The organism is Pseudomonas sp. Hz4, assembly GCF_054898165.1.
Map to the genome: position 1 here is coordinate 2,210,449 of NZ_CM142719.1, position 14,560 is coordinate 2,225,008.

The 14,560-nt window shown below is 57.6% G+C and carries 18 protein-coding genes, 3 tRNA genes and 1 pseudogene; 13 read left to right on the forward strand and 9 right to left on the reverse strand.

Annotated elements, in window-relative coordinates; all coding sequences use genetic code 11:
• The first annotated feature begins 59 nt into the window (after window positions 1–59).
• Window positions 60–1,121 (forward strand): AI-2E family transporter, encoded by a 1,062-nt coding sequence (locus tag ACYZTR_RS09915; protein ID WP_461978439.1) that lies wholly within the window; start codon window positions 60–62, stop codon window positions 1,119–1,121.
• On the opposite strand, the gene ACYZTR_RS09920 is transcribed toward ACYZTR_RS09915, so the two are convergent.
• From ACYZTR_RS09920 to ACYZTR_RS09930, 3 genes are all read right to left on the reverse strand, one after another.
• Window positions 1,118–1,300, reverse strand: a complete 183-nt coding sequence (locus ACYZTR_RS09920; RefSeq protein ID WP_095128871.1) for a hypothetical protein — start codon at window positions 1,298–1,300, stop codon at window positions 1,118–1,120. The genes ACYZTR_RS09915 and ACYZTR_RS09920 overlap by 4 nt on opposite strands.
• Before the next feature lie 100 nt (window positions 1,301–1,400).
• Entirely contained in the window at window positions 1,401–1,595 is a 195-nt protein-coding gene (locus ACYZTR_RS09925) for a hypothetical protein (protein ID WP_449644003.1), read from the reverse strand.
• Between the two features lie 234 nt (window positions 1,596–1,829).
• The gene (locus ACYZTR_RS09930) at window positions 1,830–2,195 is read right to left on the reverse strand and encodes a hypothetical protein (protein ID WP_461978443.1); all 366 of its coding nucleotides are present in this window, start codon (window positions 2,193–2,195) and stop codon (window positions 1,830–1,832) included.
• A gap of 244 nt (window positions 2,196–2,439) precedes the next feature.
• Here ACYZTR_RS09930 and ACYZTR_RS09935 point away from each other — a divergent pair, with 244 nt between their 5' ends.
• Together ACYZTR_RS09935 and ACYZTR_RS09940 are read left to right on the forward strand one after the other, a co-directional pair.
• Window positions 2,440–3,294 carry a shikimate 5-dehydrogenase gene (locus ACYZTR_RS09935; RefSeq protein WP_461978445.1) on the forward strand — a complete coding sequence of 285 codons (855 nt, stop codon included), beginning with the start codon at window positions 2,440–2,442 and terminating at the stop codon, window positions 3,292–3,294.
• Window positions 3,295–3,306: 12 nt separating this feature from the next.
• Window positions 3,307–3,825 carry a cupin domain-containing protein gene (locus ACYZTR_RS09940; RefSeq protein ID WP_461978447.1) on the forward strand — a complete coding sequence of 173 codons (519 nt, stop codon included), beginning with the start codon at window positions 3,307–3,309 and terminating at the stop codon, window positions 3,823–3,825.
• Window positions 3,826–3,831: 6 nt separating this feature from the next.
• On the opposite strand, the gene ACYZTR_RS09945 is transcribed toward ACYZTR_RS09940, so the two are convergent.
• Window positions 3,832–4,476, reverse strand: a complete 645-nt coding sequence (locus ACYZTR_RS09945) for a YceH family protein (RefSeq protein WP_461978448.1) — start codon at window positions 4,474–4,476, stop codon at window positions 3,832–3,834.
• Window positions 4,477–4,615: 139 nt separating this feature from the next.
• Between ACYZTR_RS09945 and ACYZTR_RS09950 the strand changes: the two genes are divergently transcribed.
• Window positions 4,616–5,125 carry a DUF1993 domain-containing protein gene (locus ACYZTR_RS09950; RefSeq protein ID WP_008148402.1) on the forward strand — a complete coding sequence of 170 codons (510 nt, stop codon included), beginning with the start codon at window positions 4,616–4,618 and terminating at the stop codon, window positions 5,123–5,125.
• Between the two features lie 64 nt (window positions 5,126–5,189).
• On the opposite strand, the gene sstT is transcribed toward ACYZTR_RS09950, so the two are convergent.
• The gene (gene sstT, locus ACYZTR_RS09955; protein ID WP_461978451.1) at window positions 5,190–6,422 is read right to left on the reverse strand and encodes a serine/threonine transporter SstT; all 1,233 of its coding nucleotides are present in this window, start codon (window positions 6,420–6,422) and stop codon (window positions 5,190–5,192) included.
• 280 nt (window positions 6,423–6,702) lie between these two features.
• Between sstT and ACYZTR_RS09960 the strand changes: the two genes are divergently transcribed.
• Window positions 6,703–7,857 carry an MFS transporter gene (locus ACYZTR_RS09960; protein WP_461978453.1) on the forward strand — a complete coding sequence of 385 codons (1,155 nt, stop codon included), beginning with the start codon at window positions 6,703–6,705 and terminating at the stop codon, window positions 7,855–7,857.
• A gap of 3 nt (window positions 7,858–7,860) precedes the next feature.
• Here the strand turns inward: ACYZTR_RS09960 and nhaR are convergent, their stop codons facing one another.
• On the reverse strand, window positions 7,861–8,760 hold the full coding sequence (nhaR, locus tag ACYZTR_RS09965) for a transcriptional activator NhaR (protein ID WP_461978455.1): 900 nt from the start codon (window positions 8,758–8,760) through the stop codon (window positions 7,861–7,863).
• Between the two features lie 135 nt (window positions 8,761–8,895).
• Here nhaR and ACYZTR_RS09970 point away from each other — a divergent pair, with 135 nt between their 5' ends.
• Together ACYZTR_RS09970 and ACYZTR_RS09975 are read left to right on the forward strand one after the other, a co-directional pair.
• Entirely contained in the window at window positions 8,896–9,138 is a 243-nt protein-coding gene (locus ACYZTR_RS09970) for a hypothetical protein (RefSeq protein ID WP_283188639.1), read from the forward strand.
• Between the two features lie 28 nt (window positions 9,139–9,166).
• A complete protein-coding gene (locus ACYZTR_RS09975) occupies window positions 9,167–9,916 on the forward strand; it encodes a TerC family protein (protein WP_461978457.1) in 750 nt (249 codons plus the stop codon).
• Between the two features lie 77 nt (window positions 9,917–9,993).
• Here ACYZTR_RS09975 and ACYZTR_RS09980 read toward each other — a convergent pair whose 3' ends face one another.
• Window positions 9,994–10,164, reverse strand: a complete 171-nt coding sequence (locus tag ACYZTR_RS09980; RefSeq protein WP_461978459.1) for a hypothetical protein — start codon at window positions 10,162–10,164, stop codon at window positions 9,994–9,996.
• 167 nt (window positions 10,165–10,331) lie between these two features.
• On the opposite strand from ACYZTR_RS09980, the pseudogene ACYZTR_RS09985 reads away from it, so the two are divergent.
• The 3 genes and pseudogenes from ACYZTR_RS09985 (at window position 10,332) to ACYZTR_RS09995 (ending at window position 11,591) form a co-directional block, all read left to right on the forward strand.
• Window positions 10,332–11,061, forward strand: a pseudogene (locus tag ACYZTR_RS09985) (peptidase C39 family protein).
• 91 nt (window positions 11,062–11,152) lie between these two features.
• The gene (locus tag ACYZTR_RS09990) at window positions 11,153–11,365 is read left to right on the forward strand and encodes a DUF6021 family protein (protein WP_461978461.1); all 213 of its coding nucleotides are present in this window, start codon (window positions 11,153–11,155) and stop codon (window positions 11,363–11,365) included.
• 10 nt (window positions 11,366–11,375) lie between these two features.
• Window positions 11,376–11,591: a hypothetical protein gene (locus ACYZTR_RS09995; protein WP_461978463.1), complete on the forward strand. Its 216-nt coding sequence runs from the start codon at window positions 11,376–11,378 to the stop codon at window positions 11,589–11,591.
• Window positions 11,592–11,645: 54 nt separating this feature from the next.
• Here ACYZTR_RS09995 and pbpG read toward each other — a convergent pair whose 3' ends face one another.
• On the reverse strand, window positions 11,646–12,584 hold the full coding sequence (pbpG, locus tag ACYZTR_RS10000) for a D-alanyl-D-alanine endopeptidase (RefSeq protein WP_461978465.1): 939 nt from the start codon (window positions 12,582–12,584) through the stop codon (window positions 11,646–11,648).
• Window positions 12,585–12,819: 235 nt separating this feature from the next.
• Window positions 12,820–13,674, reverse strand: a complete 855-nt coding sequence (gene folD, locus ACYZTR_RS10005; protein WP_461978467.1) for a bifunctional methylenetetrahydrofolate dehydrogenase/methenyltetrahydrofolate cyclohydrolase FolD — start codon at window positions 13,672–13,674, stop codon at window positions 12,820–12,822.
• A 279-nt stretch (window positions 13,675–13,953) separates the two neighbouring features.
• On the opposite strand from folD, the gene ACYZTR_RS10010 reads away from it, so the two are divergent.
• From ACYZTR_RS10010 to ACYZTR_RS10020, 3 genes are all read left to right on the forward strand, one after another.
• A tRNA-Arg gene (locus tag ACYZTR_RS10010) sits at window positions 13,954–14,030 on the forward strand.
• 40 nt (window positions 14,031–14,070) lie between these two features.
• Window positions 14,071–14,146 (forward strand) — tRNA-His (locus tag ACYZTR_RS10015).
• 54 nt (window positions 14,147–14,200) lie between these two features.
• Window positions 14,201–14,285: transfer RNA gene (locus ACYZTR_RS10020), tRNA-Leu, on the forward strand.
• Window positions 14,286–14,560: the final 275 nt, after the last annotated feature.

The following is a 14,560-nucleotide window of genomic DNA, read 5'->3' on the forward strand; positions in this document are numbered from 1 at the left end:
CATCAGGACGGCTCTTCAGTACTGGAGCCTGCGCCCCCGCGGACTGACATGGATCGGACATGAACGAAAAGACACTGCAAAACAAATCACTGGTGATTTTACTGGGACTGGTCACCGCCGCTTTCATCTGGATTTTGCTTCCGTTTTACGGTGCGGTGTTCTGGGCGGTCATCCTCGGCATCCTCTTCGCGCCCCTGCAGCGTCGACTGCAACTGAAGTTCGGTTGGGAGCGCAACTTGACGTCGCTGCTCACCCTGAGCATATGCGTGGTGATCGCGATCCTGCCGGTGATCATCCTCAGTATCTTGCTGGTTCAAGAAGGGGCCGCGCTGTACAAGAGCATCGAAAGCGGCGAACTGGACATCGCCGGGTATGTGACGCGTTTCAAACACAGCCTGCCGCCGTACTTTCAGCACGTGCTCGATCGGGCCGGGGTTGGCGAGCTGGACGGGTTTCGGGAGAAAATCATCAAGAGTGCAGTGACGGGCAATGAGTTCATCGCCAACAAAGCCTTCAGTTTTGGTCAGGGTACGTTCGAATTCGTGATGGGGTTTTTCATCATGCTGTACCTGCTGTTCTTCTTTCTGCGGGACGGCGCCGAACTGGCGCGAAAAGTTCGTGCTGCTGTGCCGCTGCAGGAGCACCAGAAACGTCGCTTGCAACTCAAGTTCAATCGCGTGGTGCGGGCGACAGTGAAGGGCAACCTGCTGGTGGCAATCACGCAAGGCGCGTTGGGCGGTTTGATTTTTTGGTTTCTGGACGTTCCGAGCGCGTTGCTTTGGGCGGTATTGATGGCGTTTCTATCCCTGTTGCCAGCGGTGGGGGCGGGGATCGTCTGGGCACCGGTGGCGGCGTTTTTCCTGTTCGCCGGGGCGATCTGGCAGGGCGTGGTGCTGGGGCTGTTCGGGATTTTTGTGATCGGGCTGGTGGATAACGTGCTGCGACCGATCTTGGTGGGCAAGGATACAAAGATGCCGGACTATCTGATCCTCATCTCGACCCTTGGCGGTCTGGCGGTCTTCGGTCTCAATGGCTTTGTGATCGGGCCGCTGATCGCTGCGCTGTTTATGTCGAGCTGGTCAATCTTCATTGAAACCAAGCCGCGGGTGCAGCTGCCTTAAGCGCTGAGTTGACCTTGGCCGATACGTTGCGACAATGCCTGGGCGGCCGGCAGCGAGGTGAGCGGGCCGCTGATCGGTTCGCCGTCCTGCACCAGATACCAACAGGCGAGCAATCCTAGCTCTCTGAGCGGTGCGGGAACGGCGCTGCCGATAACGGACATGATCTGAACCTGGGACATATGTACCTCCATCAATCTGTGGAGCTACCTTACGGACCGGACACTTGAACGGACAATCAACGCTTTCGATAGTCGTCATTGACGCCAATGAGTTGTTGGTTCAGTCGACCACCAGATCCAGCATATGAACCACTTCCTGCTCGTTGAGCAGGCCTTTTCGCACCAGGTTTTCTGCCAGCAGCGAAAGAAACTTGGCGCTGCGATGGCCTTCCAGGTGCTTGAGTTCGGTCAGTGTGTTGTACACCTTGCTGGAAGTGCACAAGCCGACAATACGATGCGGGTTTTGCGTGGGCATGAGGTCGTCCTTGTTTTTATCAACCTGTTGTTAACGGACAGATCCAAGAGTGCGGACCTGACGTGACATAAATATGACCGTTTTCCCCAAAGAGGGGGAAGGGTGGCAAGTCAATCTTGCCAACTTGAACCGCAAAGACTGTCCCGACAGCGACCTTGGCGAGATTTATCCAGACCTCTACCGACGGACGGTCACAAAAAAGGCCCCGCTGTTGAGGCGGGGCCTATGATTCTGTTACCAGCGGTCATAACCGTGGGGGTGGCCGTAGTAACCACGCGGTGGACCGTAGTAACCACGTGGCGGACCATAGTAAACCGGTGGCGGGCCGTAATAGACCGGTTGTTGCACGTAGACCGGGGCCGGCTGGTAATAAACCGGTGGAGGTTGTTGTACGTAAACCGGCTGAGGCTGAGCGTAAACTGGTTGCTGCACATAGACCGGGCGGTTGCTGTTGATGATGGCCGAACCGACGATGGCCGAGCCGATGATCGCGCCAAACACTGCCGGACCTTGCCAACCGTGACCGCCGCCAGCTTCTGCCTGCCCTGCGATAGCGAAAGCACCGATCAGCAAGGCCACTGTGGGGATTTTACGGATCATGATAATTCCTCGGTTCTTCGACCCAGCGCTTGCGTCTGCAATAGACCTAAGGATTGTCGCGGGGATACTTCTGAGACAGCGTTTTTTTGAAAATCAGCACAGCCGTGGGGTAAATTTTGTGTAAGGTCTGTACTAGCCTCTTTACGGTCCAGTGAAGCCGCGCGCAGACACGCCGTTATGATCGATCAGACCCGATGGAATGGCTGATCCCGTCCATCTGAAAGTGCTATTGAAGGAGATATTCATGCAGATGAACCCCAACAGAGACACCCAGCTGTGCATGTCGCTTTCCGGGCGCCCCGGCAATTTTGGCCTGCGGTTTCACAATCATCTGTATGAGCAACTGGACTTGAATTTTTACTACAAGGCCTTCAGCAGCCAGGATCTGCCAGGCGCCGTTGGCGGCATTCGCGCCTTGGGGATTCGTGGTTGCGGCGTGTCGATGCCGTTCAAGGAGGCGTGCATTGCGCTGGTCGACGAACTGGACCCCTCCGCTGCGGCCATTCAATCGATCAACACCATCGTCAACACTGACGGCCATCTCAAGGCTTACAACACCGACTACATCGCGATCGCCCAGTTGCTTGACACCCACCAGGTGCCGAACGAATCGACCTTTGCCCTGCGCGGCAGCGGCGGCATGGCCAAGGCTGTGGCCAGTGCCTTGCGCGATGGTGGCTACAAGAATGGCCTGATCGTTGCCCGGAACGAGCGTGCCGGACGTGCGTTAGCCGAATCGCTGGGCTATCAATGGCAGGCGGAGCTGGGCTCGAAGCGGCCGCAGATGCTGATCAACGTCACACCGATTGGCATGTCCGGCGGCCCCGAGGTCGATCAGCTGGCGTTCGATGCTGACACCATCGCTGCTGCCGAGACTGTCTTCGATGTAGTGGCAGTCCCCTCGGAAACACCGTTGATTGTGCGCGGTCGTGCTGAAGGCAAGCGGGTGATCACCGGGCTGGAAGTGATCGCGATCCAGGCGTTGGAGCAGTTCGTGCTGTACACCGGCGTGCGGCCGACCGATGTGCAGTTTCACAACGCCGTGGAATTTGCCCGCACTAGCCTTGGCTATCCTGCTGCCCAGCAAGCGAAACCGTGACTGAGGTTGTTCATGCATCCCGCCATTCTTAATCTGGATCAAGCCGAACTTGAGGCGCTGCCCGAAGCGTTTGCCCCTACAGGAGACACCGCCGACCGCTATCAGCAGCGGCAGGCGCGCATTGGCCAGCAACTCGGCGCGCAGAAGCTGGGTTATCGCCTGTACGCGCTGGAGCCGGGGATGCGTGGCAGCCCGTTTCACAGTCACCGGGTCAACGAAGAGATGTTTTACATCGTGGCCGGGGAAGGGGAGATTCGCTTGGGTGCCGAACGCTTTCCCGTTCGCGCCGGGGATGTCATTGCCTGCCCGCCGGGCGGCCCTGAAACCGCACACCAGATCATCAACACCAGCAGCGGTGAGCTGCGCTACCTGGCGGTCAGCACCCAGCAATCACCCGAGATTTGCGAGTACCCGGATTCCGGCAAGTACGCGGTGATGGACGACTTCAAGGTCGACGCCGAAGGCAATGCCTCGGGCTTCGTCGCCGTCGCCAGGTCGGCTGACGGTGTGGATTATTGGGACGGCGAGTAGCGCAGGTTATTCGAGGCGGGCCAGACGCTCTTCCAGCGCTGCAATCCGCGCCTCAAGTTCTTCGATCCGCTCAAGCGATACGCCACCTGTGCCACGTTCGACCGGGTTCTGCCGTGCCGCCAGAATCACTTCGATGTCAGCCGGGTCGCCCAAGGCGTGCATGTAGCGGTCTTCACGCTGACCGGCCTGGCGCGGAATCAACAGCGCCAGACCTCGAGCAATCAAGCGTTCCAGTTGATGCACGACCTGTTCGGCATCTTCGAAGTCATGCATGCGGCCGCTGCGGGTCAGCAGTTCATTGACCGTTTGGGGGCCGCGCAGGAACAGCAGCCCAGCAAGAATGACCTGCGCCGGCACCAGTTCCAGCGCCTTGTCGACTTTATGTTCCCAGCGATCGGCACGACTGCCCATCACCAGTTTGGTAAAACCGCGTCCTTCGAGGGCGCGCAGACTCTGGCCGACCTGACCCTGGGTAAGGTTCATCACCGGCTCGCGGCTGGTTTTCTGGTTGCAGGCAATCATCAGCGCATTGAGGGTCAGTGGATAGGTTTCCGGGCTGGTGGCCTGTTTTTCGATCAACGAACCCAGAATGCGGATTTCGGTGCTGTTGAGTCGCGGCTCGTCGAAGGTCGTTTCTTGCTCAGTGCTCATCGCGCTTTTCCCTATGCAGTCGAAGCATGCAGTCGAAGCCGCCTAGCGTAATCCTTGCAGGATAAAAGACAAGCCGCAGGAGGGGCGGGGATGGCTATAATCGGCCCACGTTTCCCTCCTGTCACAACACGAGACTGCCATGACTATTTCCCTGTACGCCGCTTCCGTCCCGGTTTTCAAACAAATGCTCAACGCCCTGAGCGACGTTTTGAACAAGGCCGAAGCCCACGCCACCGCCAAGAACATCGACCCAAACGCTTTCTTGCAAGCCCGTCTGTACCCGGACATGTTTCCGCTGGTACGTCAGGTGCAGATCGCCGTTGATTTCGCCAAGGGCGTTTCCGCGCGTCTGGCCGAAGTTGAACTGCCGAAATACGACGACACCGAAACCACCTTTGCCGAGCTGCAAGCGCTGATCGCCAAGGTGCTGGCCTTCATCGGCGAGATCAAACCAGAACAGATCGACGGCAAGGAAGGCATCGAGATCATCACCCGTCAGGGCACGCCGAAAGAGAAGCGCTTCACCGGCCAGGCCTACCTGCTGAGCTACGGCCTGCCGCAATTCTTCTTCCACGTCACCACCACCTACGCACTGCTGCGTCACAACGGTGTGGAAGTGGGCAAGCGCGATTACATGGGCGCGTTCTAAACCGCCCAGGTACAAAAAAGCCCGCCAAGGTGTGAACCCTGACGGGCTTTTTTGTGCGCGAGTTTTACGCCATACGCTCGACTTTTTCTTCTTCACCCAGGCACGCCGCCGCCGTGAACAATACGTCGGTGGAGGAGTTCAGCGCGGTTTCCGCCGAGTCCTGCAACACACCGATGATGAAACCGACCGCCACCACTTGCATGGCGATTTCACTTGGAATGCCAAACAGGCTGCACGCCAGTGGAATCAACAGCAACGAGCCGCCAGCCACACCCGAAGCGCCACAGGCACAAATCGCTGCGACGACGCTCAGCAGGATGGCCGTCGGAATGTCGACGGCGATGCCCAGCGTATGCACGGCTGCCAGGGTCAGCACGGTAATGGTGATCGCCGCGCCGGCCATGTTGATGGTCGCGCCCAATGGGATCGACACCGAATAAGTGTCTTCGTGAAGGCCCAGGCGCTTGCTCAATGCCAGATTGACCGGAATGTTCGCCGCCGAACTGCGGGTGAAAAACGCGGTGATGCCACTTTCCCGCAGGCACATCAGCACCAACGGATAAGGGTTGCGACGCAGTTTCCAGAACACGATCACCGGGTTCATCACCAGTGCAACGAACAGCATGCAGCCCAGCAGCACCGCCAGCAGATGCACGTAGCCGATCAAGGCGCCGAAACCGGATGTGGCGAGGGTCGAAGCTACCAGGCCGAAGATCCCCAATGGGGCGAAGCGGATCACCAAACGCACGATCAAGGTCACGCCATTGGACAGATCACCGAGCACTTCGCGCGTCGTGTCACCGGCATGGCGAATCGCAACGCCCATGCCGATCGCCCACGCCAGAATGCCGATGAAGTTGGCATTCATCAGCGCGCTGACCGGGTTGTCGACCACGCTCAGCAGCAGACTTTGCAGCACTTCACTGATACCGCCCGGCGCGGTGACTGCAACGTCGTGAGTCGCCAATACCAGGCTAGACGGGAACAACGTACTGGCGACAACGGCCACCACCGCCGCCGCAAAAGTCCCCAGCAGATACAGAAACAGAATCGGCCGGATGTGGGTTTCCTGGCCGTGCTTATGGTTGGCGATCGACGCCATGACCAGCACGAACACCAGAATCGGCGCGACCGCCTTCAGTGCCGATACGAAGACTTTGCCGATAAACGCAGTGGACTTCGCCACTTCCGGCGCAACCAGCGCCAAGGCAATCCCGGCGATCAGGCCGATGACTATCTGCGTAACCAGGCTCAAGCGTTTCAAGCGTTGCAATAACGAAGGGGATGAAACAGTCATAAAACGACATCTCTAATTTTATTAGGTGCGGGGTGTCGCGACATCGAGGCCACCAAACGGCTGATGAACAGGGTGTACGAATCGCAGGGCGCGGACTTTATCACAGCGTCGTCTTTATCCTTCAGACCTGTGACGATCTGCCGCCAGCCGGTTCAACGCGATATGCAGGTTCGTGCAACCACGTTCAGAAGCACTCTGTTAAGATTGCGCATCCTCATTTTCATGTTATGCCAGTGGGCCTTCGGGCTATCGCTGGTGTCGTCGTTTTCTGGAGTTCTGCATGTTGTTGCCCATCCTTCTGTTGTCCGCTGCCGGTTTCACGGTGCTGACCACGGAATTCATCATCGTCGGCCTGTTGCCGGCCATCGCTCGAGACCTTGACGTCAGCGTCCCCCAGGCGGGTTTGCTGGTGACCTTGTTCGCCTTCACGGTCGCCGCATTTGGGCCGTTCCTGACCGCGTATTTCGCCCGGTTCGAGCGCCGCAAGTTGTTCATCTCGGTACTGATCATGTTTGGCCTGGCCAACACGCTCGCGGCGTTTGCGCCGAACATTTGGGTAATGGCCATTGCCCGGTTGATTCCGGCGCTGGGCTTGCCGGTGTTCTGGGCGCTGGCCAGTGAGACGGCGGTGGGCATTGTCGGCCCGGACTATGCCGGCCGCGCCATCGCCAAGATCGGTTTCGGCATTGTCTGCGCCACGGTGTTCGGCATCCCGGTGGGCACACTGATCTCTGATGCATTTGGCTGGCGCAGTGCCTTTGGCATTCTGGCGGTGATCGCGTTTGCCAAGGCGTTGCTGCTGTTTATCTACCTGCCGAAAACCAATCTGCATCAGCAGCAAGTGAGTTTCCGCTCGCAATTAAAGATCCTGCGCAGTCCGCTGATGTTGGGGCATGTGCTGCTGTCGATCCTGGTGTTCAGCGGCATGTTCACCGCTTACACCTACCTGGCGGACATTCTTGAGCGCTTGGCCGGTTTCAACGGCACTGTGGTCGGTTGGTGCCTGATGGGCTTCGGCGCGGTCGGGTTGATCGGCAACTCACTGGGCGGCCGCGCGGTGGATCGTCATCCGTTGATCGCCTCGATGATGTTCTGCGCGTTCATGATCGCCGGCATGGTGGCGCTGGTGCCGAACATTCATTCGCCGCTGGGCCTGGCAGCGGCGATGGGAATCTGGGGCGTGACTCAGGCGGCGTTGTTCCTGGTCAGTCATGTGCGTTTGATGAAGGCGGCGCCCGAAGCGCCGGCCTTTGCTGCGTCGCTGAACATCGCCGGGGCCAACTTGGGAATCGGCTTGGGCGCGATGGTGGGCGGGCGAGTGATCGACAGCGTTGGCCTGGGTGGCCTAGGTTTTGCGGCCGCCGGTTTTATCCTGGTCTCGATCCTCTTGGCAATCGCGCTGATGACCTTCAAACCCCGCGAAGTCTGCGCCTGACACTCAAAGCTCGGTAAACAGCTCGCGTCGGGCACCTTCGGTAATGGCCACAATGCCGGGGTGCTTGACCTTGCGTTCCACCGAAATGGCGTAGAACGACTCGGTCACCGCGTCGGTCTGGCCAATCAACTCCACGCCGTATTGGCGCTTCACTTCATCGGCAATCACGCTGGGGCCGATGAAAATCCCGCTGCCGGATTGACCGAAAGCCTGCATCAAGGCGCTGTCGTCGAACTCGCCGACGATGCGCGGCTGGATCTGCTGCTCGGCAAACCAGCGCTGCAAGCGACTGCGCACCACGGTCTCTGGCCCAGGAATCAATAGGGGGGCGCCGTGCAGGCTGTGGGGGAAGTCCTGACCGTAGCGCGCCGCCAATTCAGCGGTGGCAAAGAAGCTGATCCCGCATTCCCCGAGTTTCTGGCTGTAGCCCTTGATGTCCAGGTGCGATGGCATCGGGCTGTCGGAGATGACCAGATCCAGGCGCTGGATCGCCAGGTCGGCGAGCAGGCGTTCGAGTTTGTCTTCACGACAGGTGATGCGCAGCGGCTCACTCAATTCCATGGTTGGCGCAATCAGCCGATAGACGATGGATTTGGGTACCACGTCGGCCACACCCACCCGAAACAGAATCTGCTGCTCATTGGGCTGCGCTCGCAACATCAACTCCAGTTCACCTCCCAGTTGAAACATTTGCTCGGCGTAGGGCAGGGTCTGACGGCCAGCTTCCGTCAGCTCAAGCTGTCGGCCGACCCGGCGAAACAGCTCGATGCCATAGGTTTGTTCGAGCAGGGAAATCTGCCCGCTGATGGTCTGTGGCGTCAGGTTCAGCTGCTCGCAGGCGCGCACGATGCTGCCGGTTTTGGCCACTACCCAGAAGTAATGCAATTGTCGATAATTGAGCATGTCGATCTACAGTTCGTTAAAACCGAAGTATAACCGCTAAAAATACGAATTTTCCTGAAGTGTTTGCCTCCCTAGAATGCCTCGCTATCAACGGGCCATCGTTTCGGTCCGGTTTGTTCTATCGAGGAAAGCATCATGAAGCTTAAAACCACGGCACTGCTGATTACGTCTTTACTGGTATTGGCCGGTTGTGACCAGGCCGAGAAAAGCGCTCAGCAACTGATGGGCAAGGCTGCCGAAACTGCCAAGCAGGCGATCGATGACACCCACAAAGCCGCCGAGCAAGCAATCAGCGACGCCACCGGCGGTCTGATCAGCAAGAAAGAATCATCAAACGAAGATAAAGACAAAACCGAATCTTCGTCCCAGGAAATCTAAACCGTCTTAAAAGAGTCAGGACTGACCCATGGAATACCTTGTAGAACTAGCCGCCAGCCCCACCGCGTGGGTCGCCCTGGCGACGTTGATCGTCATGGAAATCGTGCTCGGCATCGATAACCTGATCTTCATCTCGATCTTGACCAACAAACTGCCCGAGCAGCATCGGCAGAAGGCGCGGCGCATCGGCATCGGCATGGCGCTGATCCTGCGACTGGCGCTGTTGAGTACCATCGCGTTCATCGTCCAGTTGACTGAGCCTGTGATCGACATTCTCGGCCATGCGTTCTCCTGGAAAGACATGATCCTGATCGCCGGTGGCTTGTTCCTGTTGTGGAAGGCGACCACCGAGATCCATCACAGCATGGACCCGGCACCGGATGATCCGAAATCGGCTACTTCGGCCGTGACGCTTGGCTTCGCTGCCGCCATCGGTCAGATCCTGCTCCTGGACATGGTGTTCTCCATCGACAGCATCATTACCGCTGTCGGCATGACCGAGCATCTGCCGATTATGATCATCGCAGTGGTGGTGTCTGTGCTGGTGATGTTGCTGGCGGCTGATCCTTTGGCCAAGTTCATCAACGACAACCCTACGGTGGTGATGCTGGCGCTGGGCTTCCTGATCATGATCGGCATGACGCTGATCGCCGAAGGCTTCGGCGCCCACGTACCGAAAGGCTACGTCTACGCGGCCATGGCGTTCTCGGCGACGATCGAGGGTTTGAACATGATGTCGCGGCGGTCAAAGCAAAAGCGTGTAGCTACTGAAGCTTAACGGGCGATAAATGAAACGGCCGCCTGCGCTCGAAAGAGGGCAGGCGGCCGTTTTTTTTGCTGTAAAAAAAGTGCCAGTCAGTGCGCGCTGGCGTGGTGTGCAGTAGCTTCATCCGTTTTCACCACCGGCGCCGATTGAGCAGGGTGGTGATGGTGCCGACGGGTAATTCGCAGGACTCCCCATAACATGGCGGCGGCAACGGCCAGCCAGCCAGAAATCAACATCACAATGGTCATTGCCAGGCTCATCAGTGCCTCCTCTTTGCCCTGCTGCGGGCACACACTCTTTGCAAATGACAGTCTAGTCGCTGCTGTGTTTCAAGCTATTGACCAAAGGGCGGCTGTCACCAATCAGTTCGCTCTATCGAATGCAATCATCTGCCGGTTAAGGCTATACCGCCGCCGCTCGGCGTCCTATGATCGACGCCCAAGCCGGGAGCGCGAATGCCTGGCGTCTAAATCCAGAGAGTGATGATGGTGCGGGTATTTTCTCGAATTCGATCTTTAGTGCTGGTCATTGGCTGCGTTGCAGGTCTGGCCGGCTGCGCGGGGAGTGTGGCGCCTGAAGTCAAGCGCCTGCCGGAGCGTGTCGAGCTCAGTGGCACGTTCTACCGTGGCGTGGCGAATCAAAGCGGGCCGCAAGTGCTGGCCAGCCTGTTGTCCCAGCAAGGCATTGTGATTACCCCGGGTTTGCTCGAAAAGCCGTTGCATTTACCGGGTGCCGAAGCCCAATTGCAGCAGAACATGCAGAACCTTGCCCGAGAGTACGGCATGATCGTCTATCCCCTCGACAGCAATCTGCCAGCGTTGTTGACCCAGGTCGCGGCTGGATATCCGGTGATGGTGCGCTTTACTGAAGGCTCGGCGTTCTGGGCTGAACCCCGTTACGCCATTCTTGCCGGGTACAACCGCCAAAAGCGCACCGTGCTGCTGCGCTCGGGCATGAATCGTCGGGAGTTGATGGGTTTCGGTTCGTTTGAATCGGCGCTCAAGGATGCCGGTGGCTGGGCCGTGCTGATTCAGAAGCCAAATCAGCTGCCGGCCAATGTCGATCAACAGCGATGGCTCAAGGCTGCGAGCGATCTTGCCCAGGCAGGTCAGGAGCAAGCGGCAGCCAGGGCGAAAAAAGCGCTGAGCGCGCAATAAGTCCGTTCGTCATCTGTCGGGCACCCCTGCACGTTGCCGACTTCTAAGGTATAGGGCCCGGATTTCTACGGGCTGTGACCAGGAGGCGCCCATGGCACATTCCAATACCCCCGTCGGCCCGCACTCGTCCGAGCATTCGTCGGGCGATGAGTTGGGGTTCGATCCCGACTCACCGGACCTCGCCGATCCTCAGGTCGACCCCATCGGACCCGCCAAGGCCCCCAGGGATGTGAAGCCGGGCGACAATCCCAAGGCGCCTGTGAAGCCTTACGATCCACTCGCCGATCTGAAACCTGAGCCTTAGTGAGGTGCGTATGTCTACCGATTCGAGTTTCAACGACAAACGTCCGGACAGCGTTCCAACCACCCCTGAAAACGACATCGATCCCGTGTTGGATCCGGACAGTCCTTTAAGGGATCCTCTGGCCAGACCTGTGGTAGTGCCGACGGAGCATCCACAGGGCTGGAAAAACCCGAGTGCCGGGGACGGCATTCCGGGCGACGATCAGATGCCGCTGCCCAATGATTAACGCAAGTTAAAAAAAAGCCCCGAATATCCGGGGCTTTCTTCTGCTGTCGCTTATTTACTTCGACGCTTCTACTACGCCGCTCTGACGATGTTTGAGGTTCTTGTCGGATTTATACTGCAGGGCTACAGACGGCACGTTCGTGCCCTTGCCGGTTTCCACCCAGCTGCGAATACGGCTGGCATCGGCAAAGTGTGTGTACTTGCCGAAAGCATCAAGAATCACCAGCGCAACCTGGCGATTACCCATACTGGTGACCAGCACCAGGCAGTGACCGGCCTCATTGGTGAACCCGGTTTTCGTCAGTTTGATGTCCCAGTTCGGCTTTCTGACCAGATGGTCGGTATTGCGGAAACCCAGGCTGTAATTGGGTTTGCGGAACGAGACGGTTTTTTCCTTGGTCGTGCTCAGCTCAGTCAATAGTGGATACTTGTGCGCGGCGACCAACAGTTTGCTCAGGTCGCGGGCGGTGGACACATTGCGAGGGGAGAGACCGGTCGGTTCGACGAAGTGGGTGCTGGTCATGCCCAGTGCCTTGGCTTTGGCATTCATCGCTGCAATGAACGCGACATAGCCGCCACGGTAGTGATGGGCAAGGCTCGCGGCAGCGCGGTTTTCCGAGGACATCAGGGCAATCAGCAGCATTTCCCGGCGCGGCAGTTCGCTTTTGAGTTTGACTCGGGAAAACACGCCTTTCATTTCCGGCGTGTCGCTGATGTTGATGGACAGGTATTCGTCCATGTTCTGATTGGCTTCGACGACGATCAGGCCAGCCATCAGTTTGCTGACGGAAGCGATCGGCACTACCACGTCAGGGTTGCTGGCATAGATGACTTTGTTGGTCTGCATATCCAGCAGCAATGCGCTGCTGGAAGCGATCTTGAGTTGTGAGGTGTCGCGGGGCGCCGAGATGGTTTCGGCGGCGTGGGCCATTGGCGTGATGAACGTCCCTGTAAGTGCAAATAATAGGCTCAGGATGGAAAGACGGATTTTCACGCTGGCAGACTCATTAGGTGTGGATTAGCCGTTCTGTAACGGGTTTTTTCTTCAAACCGACGCATTTTAGGAGTATGGCTGAAGAACTGTCGATGGTTGTTCGAAGATCAGGTGAAAGGCCTTGAAAACCTGCGCTAAACGGGGGTTTCCGTCGAGTGGTAGAGGTTTTTGGTCAGGCAAAAAGAACCCCGCCATTGGCGAGGTTCTTTTTTACCGCAGCTGTAAGAACAGTGAATCAACTGTGCAGGGTTTCGGCTGCATACAGTGTATTTTCAAGCAGGCAGGCACGAGTCATCGGACCCACACCACCCGGGACTGGAGTGATCCAGCCGGCGCGGGGCAGGGCGGTTTCGTAGATCACGTCACCGACCAGTTTGCCGTCTTCCTGGCGGTTGATGCCGACGTCGATCACGATCGCGCCTTCCTTGATCCATTCCCCCTTGACCAGCCCCGGCTTGCCGGCGGCGACCACCACCAAGTCGGCACGGCCGACATGGCCCGCCAGATCCTTGGTGAAACGGTGAGTGACAGTCACGGTACAGCCGGCCAGCAGCAATTCCATCGCCATCGGGCGGCCAACAATGTTGGAGGCCCCGACAACCACGGCGTCCATCCCGTAAAGATCGACACCAGTGCTTTCCAGCAACGTCATGATGCCTTTAGGGGTGCACGGACGCAGCAGCGGAATGCGCTGGGCCAGGCGGCCGACGTTATAAGGGTGGAAACCGTCGACGTCTTTGTCTGGACGAATGCGCTCCAGCAATTTGGAGGCGTCCAGGTGTTCAGGTAATGGAAGCTGAAGCAGAACGCCATCAATCACCGGATCGTCGTTCAAACGATCAATCAGATCAGTCAGCGCTTCTTGAGTGGTTTCGGAAGGCAGGTCATAGGCTTGAGAAATGAAGCCGACCTCTTCACAGTCTTTACGCTTGTGCGAGACATAAACCTGAGAGGCAGGATCGCTGCCGACCAGGATCACCGCGAGGCCGGGCGTGCGCAGGCCTTGCTGGCGACGCTCATTGACGCGTTTGGCGATCTGCTGGCGCAGGCTGGCGGCGATCGATTTGCCGTCGATTAGTTGTGCAGTCATTGCGCGTGATTAACCATCGAGAGGGGAAAAAAAGAGAACGCATTCTCGCATGTCATGAGGTAAGGGCAAAGGCGCTTGGTCTGCAAATTCCCCTAACCCCTTTAATTAAATGAATTTTTTTTAAAAAAGAGTTGACGACCTTCAGGGTCACCTATAACATTCGTCGCACTTGTCGGGCACAGCCTAGCACTGGTTATGAAGGTCGAGCAGGGTTGATGTTTAATTCGGTGAGACTGAAAGCACTTAGTTTGTAATCGTCCAAGAATACAGATTAACAAGGCGCCCGTAGCTCAGCTGGATAGAGCATCCGCCTTCTAAGCGGATGGTCGCAGGTTCGAGTCCTGCCGGGTGCGCCATTAGGCAGCTTTGGCACAAGTAACGCAACATGGCAATATGGTGGGCGTAGCTCAGTTGGTAGAGCACGGGATTGTGACTCCCGTTGTCGAGGGTTCGATCCCCTTCGTCCACCCCATATTTAGAAAGGCGCCAGATTAACAGTCTGGCGCCTTTGCTTTAAAAGCTTGATGCGGATGTGGTGGAATTGGTAGACACACTGGATTTAGGTTCCAGCGCCGCAAGGTGTGAGAGTTCGAGTCTCTCCGTCCGCACCATTACAAGTAGCTATTTAATAGCAGAAAACGGCGCAGCACCTGAAAAGGGCTGCGCCGTTTTTGTTTTAGAAATCTGAATTTTCAAAACGACCGCAGGTTCTGGGTTGAGAGGGCAGGTCGGGTCGTCGGATTTGTTTCTCGATGATGCTGATTCGTCCGTTGATCCCCTCGGGGGTCGACTGTCAGGGATGGATTGCCGGTGTTTCTATATATAGAAGGATTGGTGCAGAGCCCTGGCATGATTGGTTGTATTTGCTAACAGGGCGAGGCACAAC

What these genes read in the sequence shown, in the direction of transcription:
- ACYZTR_RS09915 (WP_461978439.1), top strand. Translation starts at nt 60, where the DNA reads ATGAACGAAAAGACACTGCAAAACAAATCACTGGTGATTTTACTGGGA.
- ACYZTR_RS09920 (WP_095128871.1), bottom strand. Translation starts at nt 1,300, where the DNA reads ATGTCCCAGGTTCAGATCATGTCCGTTATCGGCAGCGCCGTTCCCGCA.
- ACYZTR_RS09925 (WP_449644003.1), bottom strand. Translation starts at nt 1,595, where the DNA reads ATGCCCACGCAAAACCCGCATCGTATTGTCGGCTTGTGCACTTCCAGC.
- ACYZTR_RS09930 (WP_461978443.1), bottom strand. Translation starts at nt 2,195, where the DNA reads ATGATCCGTAAAATCCCCACAGTGGCCTTGCTGATCGGTGCTTTCGCT.
- ACYZTR_RS09935 (WP_461978445.1), top strand. Translation starts at nt 2,440, where the DNA reads ATGCAGATGAACCCCAACAGAGACACCCAGCTGTGCATGTCGCTTTCC.
- ACYZTR_RS09940 (WP_461978447.1), top strand. Translation starts at nt 3,307, where the DNA reads ATGCATCCCGCCATTCTTAATCTGGATCAAGCCGAACTTGAGGCGCTG.
- ACYZTR_RS09945 (WP_461978448.1), bottom strand. Translation starts at nt 4,476, where the DNA reads ATGAGCACTGAGCAAGAAACGACCTTCGACGAGCCGCGACTCAACAGC.
- ACYZTR_RS09950 (WP_008148402.1), top strand. Translation starts at nt 4,616, where the DNA reads ATGACTATTTCCCTGTACGCCGCTTCCGTCCCGGTTTTCAAACAAATG.
- sstT (WP_461978451.1), bottom strand. Translation starts at nt 6,422, where the DNA reads ATGACTGTTTCATCCCCTTCGTTATTGCAACGCTTGAAACGCTTGAGC.
- ACYZTR_RS09960 (WP_461978453.1), top strand. Translation starts at nt 6,703, where the DNA reads ATGTTGTTGCCCATCCTTCTGTTGTCCGCTGCCGGTTTCACGGTGCTG.
- nhaR (WP_461978455.1), bottom strand. Translation starts at nt 8,760, where the DNA reads ATGCTCAATTATCGACAATTGCATTACTTCTGGGTAGTGGCCAAAACC.
- ACYZTR_RS09970 (WP_283188639.1), top strand. Translation starts at nt 8,896, where the DNA reads ATGAAGCTTAAAACCACGGCACTGCTGATTACGTCTTTACTGGTATTG.
- ACYZTR_RS09975 (WP_461978457.1), top strand. Translation starts at nt 9,167, where the DNA reads ATGGAATACCTTGTAGAACTAGCCGCCAGCCCCACCGCGTGGGTCGCC.
- ACYZTR_RS09980 (WP_461978459.1), bottom strand. Translation starts at nt 10,164, where the DNA reads ATGAGCCTGGCAATGACCATTGTGATGTTGATTTCTGGCTGGCTGGCC.
- ACYZTR_RS09990 (WP_461978461.1), top strand. Translation starts at nt 11,153, where the DNA reads ATGGCACATTCCAATACCCCCGTCGGCCCGCACTCGTCCGAGCATTCG.
- ACYZTR_RS09995 (WP_461978463.1), top strand. Translation starts at nt 11,376, where the DNA reads ATGTCTACCGATTCGAGTTTCAACGACAAACGTCCGGACAGCGTTCCA.
- folD (WP_461978467.1), bottom strand. Translation starts at nt 13,674, where the DNA reads ATGACTGCACAACTAATCGACGGCAAATCGATCGCCGCCAGCCTGCGC.